The organism is Bradyrhizobium sp. McL0616 (assembly GCF_049993385.1).
Classification (GTDB): domain Bacteria; phylum Pseudomonadota; class Alphaproteobacteria; order Rhizobiales; family Xanthobacteraceae; genus Bradyrhizobium.
Map to the genome: position 1 here is coordinate 4,230,287 of NZ_CP188255.1, position 16,048 is coordinate 4,246,334.

Annotated in this window: 13 protein-coding genes; 2 read left to right on the top strand and 11 right to left on the bottom strand. The window is 63.8% G+C overall.

The genetic code is table 11. The features are described from left to right. Positions 1–8: 8 nt before the first annotated feature. Together ACPPVR_RS20570 and lpxB are read left to right on the top strand one after the other, a co-directional pair. Positions 9–866 carry an LpxI family protein gene (locus ACPPVR_RS20570; RefSeq protein WP_426615955.1) on the top strand — a complete coding sequence of 286 codons (858 nt, stop codon included), beginning with the start codon at positions 9–11 and terminating at the stop codon, positions 864–866. Next, positions 863–2,047 (top strand): lipid-A-disaccharide synthase, encoded by a 1,185-nt coding sequence (gene lpxB, locus ACPPVR_RS20575; protein WP_426615956.1) that lies wholly within the window; start codon positions 863–865, stop codon positions 2,045–2,047. Before ACPPVR_RS20570 ends, lpxB begins: the two co-directional genes overlap by 4 nt. Here lpxB and ACPPVR_RS20580 read toward each other — a convergent pair. The 11 genes from ACPPVR_RS20580 to gltX all read right to left on the bottom strand — a co-directional run bounded on the left by ACPPVR_RS20580 (position 2,044) and on the right by gltX (position 15,907). Continuing rightward, entirely contained in the window at positions 2,044–2,811 is a 768-nt protein-coding gene (locus ACPPVR_RS20580; protein ID WP_426615957.1) for an SDR family NAD(P)-dependent oxidoreductase, read from the bottom strand. The genes lpxB and ACPPVR_RS20580 overlap by 4 nt on opposite strands. Continuing rightward, entirely contained in the window at positions 2,808–3,917 is a 1,110-nt protein-coding gene (locus ACPPVR_RS20585) for an ABC transporter ATP-binding protein (protein WP_426615958.1), read from the bottom strand. The genes ACPPVR_RS20580 and ACPPVR_RS20585 overlap by 4 nt, the downstream gene beginning before the upstream one ends. Positions 3,918–3,927: 10 nt before the next feature. Continuing rightward, positions 3,928–4,785 carry a carbohydrate ABC transporter permease gene (locus ACPPVR_RS20590; RefSeq protein WP_426615959.1) on the bottom strand — a complete coding sequence of 286 codons (858 nt, stop codon included), beginning with the start codon at positions 4,783–4,785 and terminating at the stop codon, positions 3,928–3,930. After that, positions 4,778–5,707, bottom strand: coding sequence for a carbohydrate ABC transporter permease (locus ACPPVR_RS20595; RefSeq protein ID WP_426615960.1), 930 nt, complete (start codon positions 5,705–5,707; stop codon positions 4,778–4,780). The genes ACPPVR_RS20590 and ACPPVR_RS20595 overlap by 8 nt, the downstream gene beginning before the upstream one ends. Further along, positions 5,704–6,990 carry an ABC transporter substrate-binding protein gene (locus ACPPVR_RS20600; protein ID WP_426615961.1) on the bottom strand — a complete coding sequence of 429 codons (1,287 nt, stop codon included), beginning with the start codon at positions 6,988–6,990 and terminating at the stop codon, positions 5,704–5,706. The genes ACPPVR_RS20595 and ACPPVR_RS20600 overlap by 4 nt, the downstream gene beginning before the upstream one ends. Positions 6,991–7,061: 71 nt before the next feature. Then, the gene (locus ACPPVR_RS20605) at positions 7,062–8,240 is read right to left on the bottom strand and encodes an ROK family transcriptional regulator (protein WP_426616144.1); all 1,179 of its coding nucleotides are present in this window, start codon (positions 8,238–8,240) and stop codon (positions 7,062–7,064) included. A 123-nt stretch (positions 8,241–8,363) separates the two neighbouring features. Next, positions 8,364–8,771: a GFA family protein gene (locus tag ACPPVR_RS20610; protein WP_426615962.1), complete on the bottom strand. Its 408-nt coding sequence runs from the start codon at positions 8,769–8,771 to the stop codon at positions 8,364–8,366. 207 nt (positions 8,772–8,978) lie between these two features. Then, positions 8,979–10,340: an esterase/lipase family protein gene (locus tag ACPPVR_RS20615; RefSeq protein WP_426615963.1), complete on the bottom strand. Its 1,362-nt coding sequence runs from the start codon at positions 10,338–10,340 to the stop codon at positions 8,979–8,981. Between the two features lie 26 nt (positions 10,341–10,366). Next, positions 10,367–12,862, bottom strand: coding sequence for a CHAT domain-containing protein (locus tag ACPPVR_RS20620; RefSeq protein WP_426615964.1), 2,496 nt, complete (start codon positions 12,860–12,862; stop codon positions 10,367–10,369). 156 nt (positions 12,863–13,018) lie between these two features. After that, the gene (gene gltA, locus ACPPVR_RS20625; protein WP_426615965.1) at positions 13,019–14,323 is read right to left on the bottom strand and encodes a citrate synthase; all 1,305 of its coding nucleotides are present in this window, start codon (positions 14,321–14,323) and stop codon (positions 13,019–13,021) included. 156 nt (positions 14,324–14,479) lie between these two features. Beyond that, the gene (gene gltX / locus ACPPVR_RS20630) at positions 14,480–15,907 is read right to left on the bottom strand and encodes a glutamate--tRNA ligase (RefSeq protein WP_426615966.1); all 1,428 of its coding nucleotides are present in this window, start codon (positions 15,905–15,907) and stop codon (positions 14,480–14,482) included. Positions 15,908–16,048 lie beyond the last annotated feature (141 nt).

The window sequence follows — 16,048 nt, forward strand, 5'->3', positions numbered from 1 at the left end:
CCGCGGACATGACATCGGCGGCTTCGGAGATTTCATCACCGGTTGGCGTGGTCGCAGGCGGTGGCGCGATGCCGTTTGCGGTGGCTTCGTCGCTTGCCGCGCGCGGCATTACGCCGGTGCTGTTTCCCCTCCGCGGGGCCTGCGATCCGGCGCAAGTGGAAAAATTCCGCCACCGCTGGATCTCGGTCGGCCAGCTCGGCCGCGCGATGCGACTGTTCCGCGATGAGGGCTGCCGCGACCTGATCTTCATCGGCACCCTGGTGCGGCCTTCGCTGTCGGAGATCCGGTTCGACTTCACAACGTTGCGGCTGCTCGGCAGCGTCATCCGCGCCTTCCGCGGCGGCGACGATCACCTGTTGTCCGGTGTCGGGCGTATTCTCGAGCAAGGCGGCTTTCGCATGGTCGGCATCAAGGATGTCGCGCCCGACCTGCTGATGCCCGAGGGCTGCATCACCCGCGCCTGGCCGAGCGACAACGGCAAGAGCGATATCGAGCGCGGGCGCGCGGTGTTGACGGCGCTCGGTCCGTTCGACATCGGCCAGGCTGCCGTCGTGATCGACGGCCATGTGGTGGCGGTCGAGGACATCGAGGGCACCGATGCGCTGCTGGCGCGCGTCGCGCGGCTGCGCGAGGAGGGCCGCATCCGCGCCGCGACGGGCCGCGGCGTGCTGGTGAAGGCGCCGAAGAGCGGGCAGGATCTGCGCTTCGACCTGCCGACCATCGGCGCTCGCACCATCGAGGGCGTCGCCAAGGCCGGCCTTGCCGGCATCGCCGTCATCGCCGGCAACACGATTGCCGCCGAGCCGCAGGCGATGATCGCGCTCGCCGACGCAAAGTACCTCTTCATCGTCGGCTTGCCCGCGTGATGCAGGGCCGCGATCCCAAGCGGAAGATATTTCTGATCGCGACGGAGGAATCCGGCGACCGGCTCGGCTCGGCGCTGATGAAGGTGCTGCGCCAACGCCTCGGCGATGGCGTGCAGTTCGAGGGTGTCGGCGGCACCACCATGGCGCGTGAGGGGCTGAACTCGCTGTTTCCGATCGAGGAGCTTTCGATCGTCGGCTTCGCCGCGGTGTTGCAGCAATTGCCAAAAATCCTGCGGCTGATCCGCGAGACCTCGGATTCCGTGCTGGAGGCCGCGCCCGATGCGCTCGTCATCATCGACAGCCCCGATTTTACCCATCGCGTCGCCCGCCGCGTCCGCGCCCACAATCCGGCAATCCCGGTCGTCGATTATGTTTCGCCCTCGGTCTGGGCCTGGCGGCCGGGCCGCGCGCGCGCCATGCTCGGCTATGTCGATCACGTGCTCGGCCTGTTGCCGTTTGAGCCGGAAGAATATCGCAAGCTGAAGGGCCCGCCTTGCAGCTATGTCGGCCATCCCCTGATCGAGCAATTGCCGTCGCTGCGACCGAATGCAGACGAGCAGAGGCGCCGCGAGGCCGAACCGCCGGTGTTGTTGGTGCTGCCCGGCAGCCGCCGCAGCGAGATCCGGCATCACCTCGCGGTCTTCGGTGCAACGCTCGGTCGCCTCGAAGCCGATGGCCGCGCCTTCGAGCTGATGCTGCCGACCATGCCGCATCTGGAGGCCACGGTGCGTGAGGGCGTCGCGAACTGGCCGGTCAAGCCGCAGATCGTGGTCGGAGAAACCGAGAAGCGCGCGGCCTTTCGCATTGCGCGCGCGGCATTTGCAAAATCCGGCACGGTGACATTGGAGCTTGCGTTGGCGGGCATTCCGATGGTGACGGCCTATCGCGTCAACGCGGTCGAGGCCTTCATCCTGCGTCGCGCGGTCCAGGTCTCGTCTGTGATCCTCGCCAATCTCGTGATCGGCAGGGACGTCATTCCGGAGTTCTTGCAGGAGGACTGCACGCCGGAGAAGCTCGCGCCGGCGTTGTCTGAGGTGCTGACGGATTCGCCATTGCGCCGACGGCAGGTCGAGGCGTTCGCCGAGCTCGACACCATCATGTCGACCGGCAACAAATCCCCGAGCGTGCTCGCCGCCGACATTGTGCTCGCGACGATGCGGAAGGGCCGGCGGACGAGCTAGGCGAGGCCACCGTCGATCCGGAAACATTGGGACGTGATGCGCTGGCTCGCGTCGGAAGCCAAAAACAGCGCGATATTGGCGATATCGTCGGGCGTCACCGCGTCGGGAATGGCCTGGCGCGTGCGCAGATCGGCGATTGCCTGCTCGTTCGGAAACCACAGCCGGCGCTGGCGTTCGGTGATCACCATGCCCGGCGCGATTGCGTTGACGCGGATGCGGTCGGGACCGACCAGCCGCGCCAGCGAATTGGTGAAGCCGACAATCGCAGCCTTTGCTGCGGCGTAGACCGGCAGCGCCGGGGCACCCCGCATCCATGCCACCGACGACATGTTGATGATCGAGCCGCCGCCGCGCGCCTGCATCTGCGGCACCACGGCTTGTGCGGCAAAGAAGACGTGCTTGAGATTGACCCCGATCATCCAGTCGAATTCGGCCGGCGTCACCTCGGCGAGAACCTGGCGCTGATCATTAGCGGCGTTGTTGACGAGAACTGCGGCATCGCCGAGCGATCCCCGGACCTCCACCATCGCGGTGCGCAAGGCGTCGATATCCAGGAGGTCGCAGGGTACGAACAGCGGCGCGGAGCCAGACGTGTCCGCCACCTCCCGCGCCAACGCCTTGCCGGCCGCTTCATCGACATCGAGGAAGGCGACGCGGGCGCCTTGGCCAGCGAAGGCGCGAACGAAGGCGGCGCCGATGCCGCTGGCGCCTCCGGTGATCAGCACCACGCGGTTCGCGAGGCCGGCATAGCTCGTCTGGGTCATGCGATCAGTCGCTCCGTCTCGGGGTCGAACAGGCAGATGCGCCGGGTGTCGAGCGCGAAGGGCGCAGGGGCGCCCGGCGTGGGGCGGATGTCCGGCGAGATGCGCGCCAGCGCAGACTCGCCGCCCAGTCGCAGCAGGACGATGGTCTCTGCGCCGGTGGGCTCGACCATCTCGACCGGCGCGGTGACGAGGACGGGCGGCTCGGCCGAGAAGACGCGGTTGCCCTCGGCGATGCATTCCGGCCTGATCCCGAGCACCACCTCGCGGCCGACATAGGACGCCGCCGCATCGTAGCCCTGCAGGCGAAGGCGGACCTCATCCGGGCGCCCCGCGCCGATCACGACCACGGGCCCGCCGCCATCAGCCTCCAGCCGCGCCGGCATCGTGTTCATCGGCGGCGAGCCCATGAAGCGAGCGACGAACAGATTGGCGGGATAGCGATACACTGTGTCCGGATCGGCGAATTGCTGTACCACGCCCCGGTGCATCACCGCGATGCGCGTTGCCATCGTCATCGCCTCGATCTGGTCGTGGGTGACATAGACGATGGTGGCGCCGATGCGCTGGTGCAGCCGCTTGATCTCCATCCGCATCTCGACGCGCAACTTGGCATCGAGATTGGAGAGCGGCTCGTCGAACAGGAAGAGCAGGGGATCGCGCACCAGCGCGCGGCCCATCGCCACGCGCTGCCGCTGGCCGCCGGAGAGCTGCGACGGCTTCCGGCCGAGCAGGGGCTCGATCTGGAGCAGCTTGGCCACGTTCTCCAGCGCCTTCTCCTGCTCGGCCTTCGGCACATGCCGGCATTCCATGCCGAAGGTGATGTTCTGGCGCACCGTCATCGACGGATAGAGCGCATAGGACTGGAACACCATGGCGATGTCGCGGTCCTTGGGCGGGACATCGTTGACGACGCGTCCGCCGATCTCGATCATTCCGTCGCTCGCGCGATCGAGCCCGGCGATGATATTGAGCAGCGTGGACTTGCCGCAGCCGGAGGGCCCGACCAGCACGGTGAACTCGCCGCTCTCGATGTCGAGATCGATGCCCTTCAGCACCTCCAGATTGGCGTAGCGCTTGGACAGGGCGCGAATGCTCAGTGCTGCCATGACAACCCCATCATTTCACTGCTCCGGCGGTGAGGCCGCGTACGAAGTACCGGCCGCCGAGGAGATAAATCAACAAGGTGGGCAGGGCTGCGATGATCACCGCAGCGCTCTGCACGCCATGCTGCGGGATATCTGCGATTGCGGCAGATAGCGCGATGAGAGCGGCCGTGACCGGCTGCTGCTGGCCGGTCGTGAATGTCACGCCATAGAGGAACTCGTTCCAGATGTGAGTGAACTGCCAGATCACGGTGACGATCAGGATCGGAGACGAGAGCGGCAGAATGATGCGCCAGAAAATACGAAAGAACCCGGCGCCATCGATGCGCGCGGCCCTGATCAATTCATGGGGAATGGCGACATAGTAGTTTCGGCAGAACAGCGTGGTGAAGGAGAGCCCCTGGATCGTGTGAATCAGCACGAGACCCGTCAGCGTGTTGATGAGACCGATGTCCCGCAGCACGATGGTCCAGGGAAGCAAACGCATCTGCTGGGGCAGGAAGAGGCCAAGGGTCACGATGCCGTAGATCCAGCTATCGCCGCGAAAGCGCCAGAGCGACACGGCGTAACCGGCGACAGCACCGAGCATGGTCGAGAAGATCGTCGCGGGAATCGTGATGAGCGCGGAGTTCAGCATGTACGGCCGGATGCCGGCGCAGGTCTCGGCGACGCAGAAGCCGCTCCAGGCCGTGAGATAGTTGCTCCAGGCTAGGTGTTGCGGCCAGCCGATCATAGAACCCTGCGCGATCTCCTCGTTGGTCCGGAGCGAATTCAGCACGACGACAACCAGCGGCGCGAGATAAGCCGCCGCGAATAATGAAACGAGCAGATAAATCAGAATCCGGCCCGGCGCGAAGCTGCGGTCACGCATGAGTGGCCTGCCGTCGCTGGACATAACGCCACGCTGCATACGGCAGCAGCACCGCGAGCAGAATAAGCAACATGAGCACCGCCGCCGCCGCTCCCCGGCCGAGCTGGCCGCGCTGGAACATCAGGTCGTAGACGACGAGGGCTGGCAGCTGGGTCGCGATTCCGGGCCCGCCATTGGTGAGCGCCCGGACGAGGTCGAAGGCCGAAATCGCGAACTGCAGCTGCACCACGACGACGGTGATGGTGATCGGCCAGAGCGTCGGCAGAATGACGCGCCAGTAGGTCCGGATCGGCCCAGCGCCGTCGATCTGCGCGGCCTTGATAATGTCCGCGTCGACGGACCGAAGGCCGGCCAGGAAGAGCGCCATAGCGAAGCCCGAAGATTGCCAGATCGCGGCGATGACAATCGTCCAGATGGCCATGTCACGGTTGACCAGCCAGTCGAAGTGAAAGGAGGTCCAGCCGAGGTCATGGACGAGCTTCTCGATCCCGATGCCAGGATTGAGCAGCCAGCTCCAGACCGTGCCGGTGACGACGAACGACACCGCGAGAGGATACAGGAAGATGGATCGCAGCACGTTCTCGCCGCGAATGCGCTGATCGAGCAGGATCGCGAGCATCAGGCCGGTCACCAAACTCAGCAGCACGAAAGCGCTGCCAAACAGCAGCAGATTGTCGAAAGCGATCTGCCAGTTCCGCGACGCCAGGACCGAATTGTAGTTGCGCAAACCCACCCAGCCCGAGACCGGCACAAGCGTGGATGGCGTGAACGAAATCCAGATCGTCCACAGTGAAAACGAAATGAGATGCGCGGCGCACATTAGCAGCGGCACCCAGATCGTCAGATATTCGGGCAGCCGGCGCACCACGCCAGATATCGCCGGCCGCCCTGTTCGCGTTGCTGTGGAGACGGCGGCGGTCAACGCGCACCCTCGACGGCCTCGGCGAGGCGGGTGACCGCCTGCTCCGGTGTAATCGTCTTGTTCTTCACGTACTCGGTGAACACGTCGATCATCGCAGCGGTCAGGCCGTTTTCCTGCGCCATGTTGTGCGCTAGGCTCAGGACGGCCTGATTGTTGGCGACAGCGTCCTTGAGCGCGGCTGAGGTTCGCCGTTGACCGTCCGACCAGCCTTCGCCGGAAAGATCGACATCGGTGCGCACGGGTATCGATCCCGTGATCTGCGAGTACATGGTCTGGATCGCCGGATCCATGACGAGCTGGGCCATCAGCATCTGACCGGCCTGCAGATCCGGCTCTTTGCGCTGCCAGAAGATGAATGCATCGGCATTCAACAGGAAAACCGGCTTGGTATTGTCGCTGGGCCCCGGCGCGAGGATGTAGTCGTCGAACTTGAAACCGGCGTTGCGCAACACGCCCTGCGCCCACCCGCCCATGATCATCATGCCCATGTCGCCGTCGACGAAACGCTTCAAATTGGTGGCATAGGGTTGGGCGCCGACGTTGGGGTCCATCCAGTTGGCGATCTTGCGCATTTGGACGAAGGCAGCTGTTATCTCGGGGCCCTCCAGGGCCTTCTTGTCGAGATTCATGATGGCTGCGCGGTATGCAGCGGGACTGATGCCGGCGAAAGAGGCCTCGAATTTTTGTCCATCGTCGGCGCGGGTGCCGCCGTTGGCGATGGGATAGGCGATTCCACCCGCTTTCATCTTCTCGGCAAGATCGTTGAAATCGGCCCAGGTGACGGGGATCTTGTCAGCCTTGGCCTTGTCCATCGCGCGCTTGGAGAGAAACAGCATGTTGGTGCTGTAGATCTGCAGCGGCAGCGAAATCCACTTGCCCGTCGGCTTATGCAATCGTGCAAGGTCTGGAGCGACAACCTTTTCGTAAGCAGCGGCAGCGACAAGGGCATCGAGATCGACGGTCGGGGCAATCTTCGACCAGGCCGCAATCTCGGGGCCCTTGAGCTGCGAACAGGCCGGCGGGTCGCCGGCGATGATCTGAGCACGTAGCTTGTTCATCATCTCGGTGGTGAAGCCGGGGACGGGTGAGTGCTGCCAAGTCCCGCCCTTCTCCTCGAATTTCTTGCCGAGGGCGGTGATCGCCGCCCCATCGCTGCCTGCGGACCATTGCGAGATCACGGTCAGGCGCGGCTTGACCGCGCCTTGCGCGCGGGCAAATGCCGGCAGCGCGAGTGCGGCAGCAGATCCAGCGAGCAGACGACGCCTTGTTGTGGTGATCGGCATAATAGTTCCTCCCGGTGTGAAGTTCCTTGCGCGGTTCTTTTTGCGTCGAGGCCAGCGCGGCTCAGCTCATGTCAGGCAGCCTCCGTCGACGCGGCGGGCATGCCGCCGCATCTCGCGAGGCAGAAGGCGGCGAAAGCGAGTGCTGCCTGCGGATCGTTGCCGGTCGAGGGCGGCACGAAGGCGAGCGACACCTGCGCCAATTTTCGACCACCCAGCAGACAGGCATCGATCCCGTCGATCACGGCCTTTCGATCGTCTTCGTCGAGAAGCGATGGCCAGCCGCTGATCGCGACGCCGCGGCAGGGCTTCACGTTCAGCGTGTTGCCGATCGAAAGGCCGAGCCGGAACAGTCGCTGGCGCAATTCCTGGCGCACGCGCGACGAGATGGGGATGGTGTTCACCCATTCGTTGCCAAGCTGGAGCAATTCGGCCTCAGCAACGCCAAGGAGCTCGGCGAGCGCCGGAAGCGACGTATAGGCCTCGACGCAGCCGTGATGACCGCAGCGGCAACGTGGTCCGTCGGCTCCGAACACCATGTGGCCGAGTTCGACCGGCTGGAGCGCGTCGTCCTCGATCGGATCATCCATCCAGGTGCCGGCAACGCCCTGGCCGACAAAGACGAACAGATGCGCGTCGCTAAAGGGATAATCTTCCGTGCGGCAACGATGAAAGGTGGCGTGCGCAATGACCGAATTGGTGAACGCGGCCGGCACGTTCGCAAACATCTCGCCGAGCATGTCGCCGATGCGCCCGACATCGCAGGGAATGATCGGATTACCAAACTCGCTCAACCGGCCGAGGCCCGGAACAGAAACGCCGATCTGTGCGAGCCTGACGCGTCGCCGCCGCGTCCAGTCGCGCAGCAAGGTCAGCGCTTCGTGGAACACCCGGCCGACCGACTCGACATTTGGCTTCGCCGGCAGCGGCACACGCTCGGTGTAACGCAGCTCGCCCGACAGGTCGCCGACGCCAACGCTGAGCCACTGGCCCGTCAGTTCGAGCGCCGCGAGTGCCACCGAACGATCGAGCGACACGAGACCGGTGGGCCCGCCGACATAGGGGGCGGGGCGCCGCACTTCCTCGATCAGGCCCTCGGCCTTCAGGTCAAACAGGATACGCGACAGGCTCGCTTCGGACAGGCGCACGGCCTTGGCCAGCGGCGGCCGAAACGAGCCGCCCGACTGGAGCAGTTGAGTCAAAATGGCAGCGCGCGTCTGCCGCCGACTTCTCGGCTGCTCCGGCATTTCCATCCCTGTCGTCATTCTTACTTAGTGTAAGAATTTGCGCGCCGAGCGCTTCAACTGTCAAGCGCTTGCCGGCAGGATGTGCAGACTTGTTGTTGTGCGCGGCAGCAAGATCAGAGTGCGCTCGGATCAGGAACCGGCCGGCCGGGTGCCTTCCGGCCATTCCGGTATTCCGTCCTTCGGGTCGTACCAGTCGGCGGCGTCCGATCGCCAGATGTGCATTTCGGGACGTGCTGTGATCGGTGTGTCCAGGCAGCCCATCCGGAGCAGCACCGTCTCTCTGCCGTCGCGCGAGGCGGTGATGTGCGAGCCGCATTGCGAGCAGAAATAGCGAGTCTTGCCGGGCGAGGATTCGAAGCCGCGCAGCAGCTCTTCGCCCCTGGTCCAGCGAAAGCGGTCGCGCGGAACGTTGGTGACGGTGGAGAAGGCCGACCCGTGCGTCTTCCGGCAGGTCTGGCAATGGCAGTGCATGATGGTGCCCGGGGTCGCATCGACCTCGTAGGCAACGCGTCCGCAGAGGCAGCTTCCGCTCAGCATCAAGGTTTCCTTTGATCTGTAATCGTGCGGTGGGCACGCTTCGCTTTGCCCACCCTACAAGATCTGTCAAGCGCTTGCCGGTGCGATGCACGGGACTCGTTGTTTTGCGTGGTACGGCAAATCCGGGCGCGCTGGCTCGATAGTGCCGGCCGCTGGGGACATGGCGTTGTCAGCAGCCGGCAAGCATGATGAGCGAACGGCGGGGGCTCAGATCGCAAACGTTCTTCCGATCGCCTCAGCCGTTTCCCTCTGAACGAAGTAGTTGGTGTGATGCACGTTGGGGTTCGTGCCGAAATCATGGACGATCGTCACCTGGCGCTTGTCCGCGACTTCCGACATCGAAGAGGTGTCGACGACCAGGTCATTGTCGGCCTCGAAGATGATGTCGGCTCCGAGGTCGCCGAGACGCTGCATCGGCTTGGAAAATATCCGGAGGAAATTCCAGCCGATCGCGGTCGGCTCGAAATTCGATTTGATCGCGAAGTAGTGGATCGGCAGGGCGCCAAACTCGCCGCTTCCGGTATTCATGCGCAGTCGGCGGATCTCCTCGTTGTTGCCGGTGCGGGACTGTGCATCGAGCCCGGGAACGAGAGCCAGGGCGGCATCGAATACCGGCGTCTTGGCGGCGAGGTTGGTGACGGTACTGAACACCCGCAGCAATCCGCTGGCTGCGAGGAAGAAGGGGTTGGCGGCGGCGAGATCCGCGCCGGTGCGCAGGACGTCTGCAATGTTCGTCAAGAGGTCGAGCGTGCTGCGCAGACGCGGAGCGGCCGCCAGGCTGGTGCCGCCGAGCGGCGAGCCGACGAAAATCACCCTGCGCTTCAGTGCCGGCTCGCAAAACCCCTCGCACAACCACCGGGCCACGAGCCCGCCGCGGCTATGGCAGACGATGTCGAGCTCCTTCGGCGCCGGTCGCAACAATGCGGCGAGGTCGAAGGCATTCATCACCGGGCTCACGCTGAGCGTCGGGTGGTCGTAGGCGAGCACGAAGTCATACTTCGTCTCCGCTCGCGTCAGCAGCTGTTGCCCTTCGGGAACCTTTGCCAGTCCGTTCTTGATGAGAGCTGCAGATTCGCTGAACGTCCCGTGGATCAACAGCAATACGCGCTTGCCCGCAACTTGAGGCACGTCGGCGAGCGCCAGCGGCTGGAGTTGGCCTTGCACGAGCCGACTGAGGCCTGTCGACGTTTTGACCGCATAAGACGCCCCCGGTGTCAGCGTCCTGTCGAGCTTGAGGAGCGCATCATAGACCTGCGACGTTTCGAGAGCCTCGAAGGCGTACTGCTTTACGATTTGTCCTGTCGGGAGTGCGGCGCGCGATCCGGCGCGACCGGACATCATCGGAATGGCAGCGCCGAGGCGCCATCTCAGGATCCCGCCGTCGCGCACGAGTGAAATGATCTGCTGCTCCGGCAGCCGGTCCGTCGGATCGGTCGGCGGGCGCTGGCGCCGATAGGTCGGCCGGGAGGATTGCATCCGCATGACGTCTGTAAGTCGATCGACCGGCCGGACGCCTTCGATTTCCGGCATCGACGCGAGCCAATCGTCGAAAGGAAGGGGCGTAGTCATGCGGGCTCCGTGTTTTGTCGCGGGCGTTAGCCAAGTCGATCCAGCAAGGGAAGTGGGGTGACGCTTTCACCGCGAGCGGATTGAATGTCGATCATTGCGTCGAAGCTCTGCGGATGCAGATTGCTCGCGCCCCGCTCCAGGGCCTGGAAGAAGCCCTTCCGTGCGGTCACGAAGGTACTCTCGAAAGGCACGAGTTCACCCTTCTGCACGTAGCTCAGGAGCTCCGCCAGATTGTCGGTACCGGTGAACATCCAGCTCTCGGTCTGGCCCTTGGTATTCGTCGACTGGCCCGGGCTGGCGAAGCCATCCTGACTTCGGCCGATCTGCCCGGGCATCTGCTGTTCGCTTTGATCAAACCGGAAGCTCTTCATGCGCCACCAGGCCTTGTTGCTTCTCCAGTAGGCCGGAAACGCGTGTCCGGTAATCAGGAACACCGACGAATAGATGCCGACGAATTCCAGGCACGATGCGAACAGAAGCGCAAGATCGATGCAGGTCGCTGCACTGCCCTTGAAGATTTCAGTTGGCGTTCGAAGCCGCTGAGACTGGCTCGTGTAGGACGGCGGCGGGTTGATATAGTTGACAGGCAAATCGTGCTGAAGGGCCGCCCAGATCGCCTGCACCTGAGGATCAACCACGTTGGGCGCATTGGAATCGTCCGCAATCACTTGCTGGTAGCCGTCGAAGCCGGCGGAACAGTCGTCGAGCAATGTCTGCAGATAACGCTGGGCGCAGGCGACGACCTTCAGCACCGTCGGGTCTCGAGGCAGAACGAAGCTCGGCAGCCAGCGATGGTCCTCGCCGTCGTCCCGCCACTCGTCTGCCGGAAGCACGGTCACGCGCTCGCTGGACTCGCGCAATATCTGGTCGCCGCATTGGACCTTGATATAGAGATTGCTTCTCAAGCTCTCGCTGGTCTGCCGGAGCATGCCCGCAACGAGGGGGAGCCGGATCTTGTCGAGGAGGTCGAGTGTGGCGTCTTCTTCGGGCAACTCCTCCGAGAAGCGGCAGCGGCATGATTCCGCGCCGACTTCCAGCACGACTTCGACTTGAAGCAGGCCGACCGGACCTGCCTTGGTCTTGTGGACTGTGAAGATACTGAAGGGCGAGCGGTCGTTGTGAAGCAACGAATAGTTCAAACTCGCGCTTGAGGTTTTGCGCATGCGGCCGGGCATCGACTTGTCCTGGACCAAGGTGATGTCCAGCCTGAGGTCCCTGTAAGTTGCGCCGCCCTTCGCGATTTTTTTCGACGCCGCAGGACGGGCCGCGATCGTTCCAGCCTGAGGGCTGTCGAGGAGCGAAACCTGGCTCCAAAGTGCCACTCCCGAGCGCTGCTCGTTGTCGCTGCCGGCCTGGGACATCCACTGCTGTCGGGCACGAAGAAAAGCGTCCTTGACGTTCCAGTCTTGCGCCAAGGTGCGATAGAAGACGCTGAAGAACAGCATGGCGTCGGCATCGGTGATGGTATCAACAAAGCCGATTGCGTGCCTGACACCTTGGGCGGTAGCGAGGGGAGCAAGGCGCTGCGCGCTGTAGCAGCTACTGATCGCCACCAGCAGCGGCTTCTGCGCGCCGGCCGTGACAATATCGGCCAGGTCGACCGACCCCACGGCGTCGTAGGCTTGGCTGTTTCCTTGGACGTTTCCCTGGGAGCTTCCTTGCGGGCTTGCGCGGAGAACAAAGCCGTCCTCTTCGCTAGTTGGCTGGTCAATGAGCTTTTGCTCCACCAGCGACATCGGATCCACACCCGCAAGATGCACGATCGCAGGAGAAAGGGATTCGATCTTCGCGCGAAGTTCTTGACGATCGGGATCCCGGAGGGGCTCGGTTTGGATGTCCTTCAGCGCGCCCCTGACCATCTCGATCTCCCGCGCGAATTCGTAGAGTGCGCGCAGTTTTCCGGGGCCGCTGTCAACTGCGAGCGCTGTCGTAGGCGTTAGTTGGTGGTTGTACGGCGATTGAACTGCGAGATGGCGGACGACGGCGAATTCGCTTGGCTCGCTGCGATAGGGCGCGGTCGCCAACCACAGAGCGCTCTCCCAGGGGAACAGTCTTGCCGACCACCCGACCTTGTCTTCGCTGTAAGGAATTCGGACCTCGACGAGCTTGGCGACTGCCATCTCCTTGATCCGCGACAGAATATCGCCTTCGTCATAACTGCGGGCGTGGTCCTTGATCAGCTTTTGAAGATCCCGGCTGAGGTCGTCGCGCGTCGAACGGACGATCCGTCGTCGATTGGCGATCACGTAGCGCCAGCGCTGGACAGACGGGTAGAATTTCTGATCGTCAATCGGAATGACGAGCTCGTCCAAGCCCTTGTTGCCGCTATAGCGGATTCGTACCTCGTACTCGCCGGATTGCTTTTCGACAGCGGGCGGGGGCGATGCGTCCCGGACGGTGCCGGTGGCCTTGGCGGTAACCTTGGTGCCGGTCGTGGGTTTGCGCGCTCGCGCCTTGGCGGGCTTCCTGGCTTTCCGGATGCCGGCCTTCGCTCGTGAGGGCGCCACTTTCTTCGCGGACATGATCGGCCTCCGGGGTGCGCGACCCGGATGCATCTTGCCAGAAAACCCGCGCAAATAGAATGAAAATGATGCTGGCCGGCCATCCGGACTGCCCGCAAATGAAAACGGCGCCACCCGTTGGGGTGACGCCGTTCCGTAGGAACGTAGAGTCCGAACTTACTTGCGATCGCCGATCTTCACGTAGTCGCGGCGGGGGGTGCCGGTGTACAGCTGGCGCGGGCGGCCGATCTTCTGCTGCGGATCCTCGATCATCTCGCTCCACTGGCTGATCCAGCCGACGGTGCGGGCGACCGCGAACAGCACGGTGAACATTGAGACCGGGAAGCCCATCGCCTTCAGCGTGATGCCCGAATAGAAGTCGACGTTCGGGTAGAGCTTGCGGTCGATGAAGTACTGGTCGCTGAGCGCGATCTTCTCGAGCTCGAGCGCCACCTTGAGCATCGGATCGTCGCCGTGGCCGGTCTCCTTGAGCACGGCGTGACACATCTTCTGCATGATCTTGGCGCGCGGATCGTAGTTCTTGTAGACGCGGTGACCGAAGCCCATCAGGCGGACTTCGCTGTTCTTGTCCTTCACCTTGGCGATGAATTCCGGAATCTTGTCGACCGAGCCGATCTCGGCGAGCATCGCGAGCGCGGCTTCGTTGGCGCCGCCATGCGCCGGGCCCCAGAGGCAGGCGATGCCGGCGGCGATGCAGGCGAACGGGTTGGCGCCGGAGGAGCCGGCGATGCGCACCGTCGAGGTCGAGGCGTTCTGCTCGTGGTCGGCATGCAGGATGAAGATCTTGTCCAGCGCGTCAGCCAGCACCGGGTTGATCTTGTAGTCCTCGCACGGCACCGCGAAGCACATGTTGAGGAAGTTCTCGGCGAAGGAGAGCGAGTTCTTCGGGTACACGAAGGGCTGGCCGACCGTGTATTTGTAGGCCATCGCCGCCAGCGTCGGGATCTTGGCGATCATCCGCATCGACGCGATCATGCGCTGCTTCGGATCGTTGATGTCGGTGGAGTCGTGATAGAACGCGGCGAGCGCGCCGACGGAGGCCACCATCACCGCCATCGGATGGGCGTCGCGGCGGAAGCCCTGGAAGAAGCGGGCCATCTGCTCGTGCACCATCGTGTGATGGATCACGCGGTCGTCGAAATCCTTCTTCTGCGCGGCGGTCGGCAGGCTGCCGTAGAGCAGCAGGTAGCAGGTCTCGAGGAAGTCGCCGTTCTCGGCGAGCTGCTCGATCGGGTAGCCGCGGTATTCCAGCACGCCCGCGTCGCCGTCGATATAGGTGATCTTGGACTGGCAGCTTGCGGTCGAAGTGAAGCCGGGATCGTAGGTGAACAGCCCGGACTGGCCGTAGAGCTTGCCGATGTCGACGACGTCAGGCCCGACGGTGCCGCTGAGGATCGGGAGATCGTAGTTCTTGTTTCCGACCGTCAGTGTGGCGGTCTTATTGCTTGCTTTTGCGTCCATCAGAGGTCCCCGATGTATGGTGAAACGGGCCGGACCCGGAAGGCCCCGATGACATGGTGGGGCAGGCCGGATATTCCAGAAGGTACGGCTCAGATGGGTATATTATTGCTGTGTGCGCTGCAAGATGGCGCCGCGCATGCTCGACTTACGTCGTAGCTAGCCCTTGGCCTGGTCCTTGAGCCGGTCCAGACTTTCCTGGCGCCCCAGCACGTCCAAAACCTCGAAAATCCCCGGCGAAGTCGACCGTCCGGTCAGTGCTGCCCGCAGCGGCTGGGCGACAGCGCCGAGTTTGAGACTATTTTCCTCGGCAAAAGCGCGCAGCGCGGCTTCCGTAGAGGCACCGCTCCACGTCTCGACATTCTCCAGCGCGGAATGAAGCTGGCCGATCAGCTTGCGGTTTTCGTCCGTCAGCAGCGCCGCCGCCTTCGGATCGAGCTCCAGCGGCCGGTCGGCGAAGATGAAAGCGGCCCCGTCGATCAGCTCGATCAGCGTCTTGGCGCGCTCCTTCAGGCTCGGCATGGCCTTGAGCAATTGCGCGCGCGTGGTGTCGTTTAACTTGGCCTTAATCTCGTCGCGGCTGGGCACGACGTGGTCGAGCACGTCCTCGAACATCTTCACGAGTGATTGATCGTCGGCGTTGCGGATGTAATGGCCGTTGAGGTTTTCCAGCTTGGCGAAGTCGAAGCGCGCCGCCGCCCGGCCGACGTTGGCGAGGTCGAAGGCTGCGATCATTTCCTCGGTCGAGAAGATCTCCTGGTCGCCATGGCTCCAGCCGAGCCGGACCAGGTAGTTGCGCAGCGCCTCCGGCAAATAGCCCATGGCGCGGTAGGCATCGACGCCGAGCGCGCCGTGGCGCTTTGAGAGTTTTGAGCCGTCCGGGCCGTGGATGAGAGGGATGTGGGACATGCTCGGCAGCGTCCAGCCCATCGCATCGTAGATCTGCTTCTGGCGCGCGGCGTTGATCAGATGATCGTCGCCGCGGATCACGTGGGTGACGCCCATGTCGTGGTCGTCCACCACCACCGCGAGCATGTAGGTCGGGTTGCCATCGCCGCGCAGCAGCACGAGGTCGTCGAGATTCTCGTTCTGCCAGACCACGCGGCCCTGGACCTGATCCTCGATCACGGTTTCGCCGGTCTGCGGCGCGCGCAACCGGATCGTCGGCTTGACGTCGTTCGGCGCAGTTGCCGGATCGCGGTCGCGCCACAGGCCGTCATAGAGGCGGGTGCGGCCCTCCGCGCGCGCCTTCTCGCGCATCGCGGTCAGTTCCTCGGCAGTGGCGTAGCAGCGGTAGGCCTTGCCGTCGGCGAGCAGCTTCTCGGCAACCTCGCGATGGCGGGCGGCGCGGCTGAACTGGTAGATGACGTCGCCATCCCAGCCGAGCTCCAGCCACCTCAACCCATCGAGGATGGCGCCGATCGCGGCCTCCGTGGAGCGCTCCCGGTCGGTGTCCTCGATCCGGAGCAGCATCTTGCCGCCGTGCTTCTTCGCATAGAGCCAGTTGAACAGCGCCGTGCGGGCGCCCCCGATGTGGAGGAAGCCGGTCGGGGAGGGAGCAAAGCGGGTGACGACGGAATCGGTCATTCTTGGCAGGGCCTATGCATTGGAGGCGGTGGTATATAACAGGACCGGAGCATAACTAAAGCCCGGCAGCGGACCGCCAAGGGTGCTTAAGCCCTTGCTTAAGCCCTTGGCTCGGCCAAGCGAATTTGGCAGAAGGGCCGC

Bases quoted from the DNA above. Each gene is read 5' to 3' on its own strand.
- ACPPVR_RS20570 (WP_426615955.1), top strand. From the start codon at position 9: ATGACATCGGCGGCTTCGGAGATTTCATCACCGGTTGGCGTGGTCGCA.
- ACPPVR_RS20580 (WP_426615957.1), bottom strand. From the start codon at position 2,811: ATGACCCAGACGAGCTATGCCGGCCTCGCGAACCGCGTGGTGCTGATC.
- ACPPVR_RS20585 (WP_426615958.1), bottom strand. From the start codon at position 3,917: ATGGCAGCACTGAGCATTCGCGCCCTGTCCAAGCGCTACGCCAATCTG.
- ACPPVR_RS20590 (WP_426615959.1), bottom strand. From the start codon at position 4,785: ATGCGTGACCGCAGCTTCGCGCCGGGCCGGATTCTGATTTATCTGCTC.
- ACPPVR_RS20600 (WP_426615961.1), bottom strand. From the start codon at position 6,990: ATGCCGATCACCACAACAAGGCGTCGTCTGCTCGCTGGATCTGCTGCC.
- ACPPVR_RS20605 (WP_426616144.1), bottom strand. From the start codon at position 8,240: ATGGAAATGCCGGAGCAGCCGAGAAGTCGGCGGCAGACGCGCGCTGCC.
- ACPPVR_RS20610 (WP_426615962.1), bottom strand. From the start codon at position 8,771: ATGCTGAGCGGAAGCTGCCTCTGCGGACGCGTTGCCTACGAGGTCGAT.
- ACPPVR_RS20615 (WP_426615963.1), bottom strand. From the start codon at position 10,340: ATGACTACGCCCCTTCCTTTCGACGATTGGCTCGCGTCGATGCCGGAA.
- ACPPVR_RS20620 (WP_426615964.1), bottom strand. From the start codon at position 12,862: ATGTCCGCGAAGAAAGTGGCGCCCTCACGAGCGAAGGCCGGCATCCGG.
- gltA (WP_426615965.1), bottom strand. From the start codon at position 14,323: ATGGACGCAAAAGCAAGCAATAAGACCGCCACACTGACGGTCGGAAAC.
- gltX (WP_426615966.1), bottom strand. From the start codon at position 15,907: ATGACCGATTCCGTCGTCACCCGCTTTGCTCCCTCCCCGACCGGCTTC.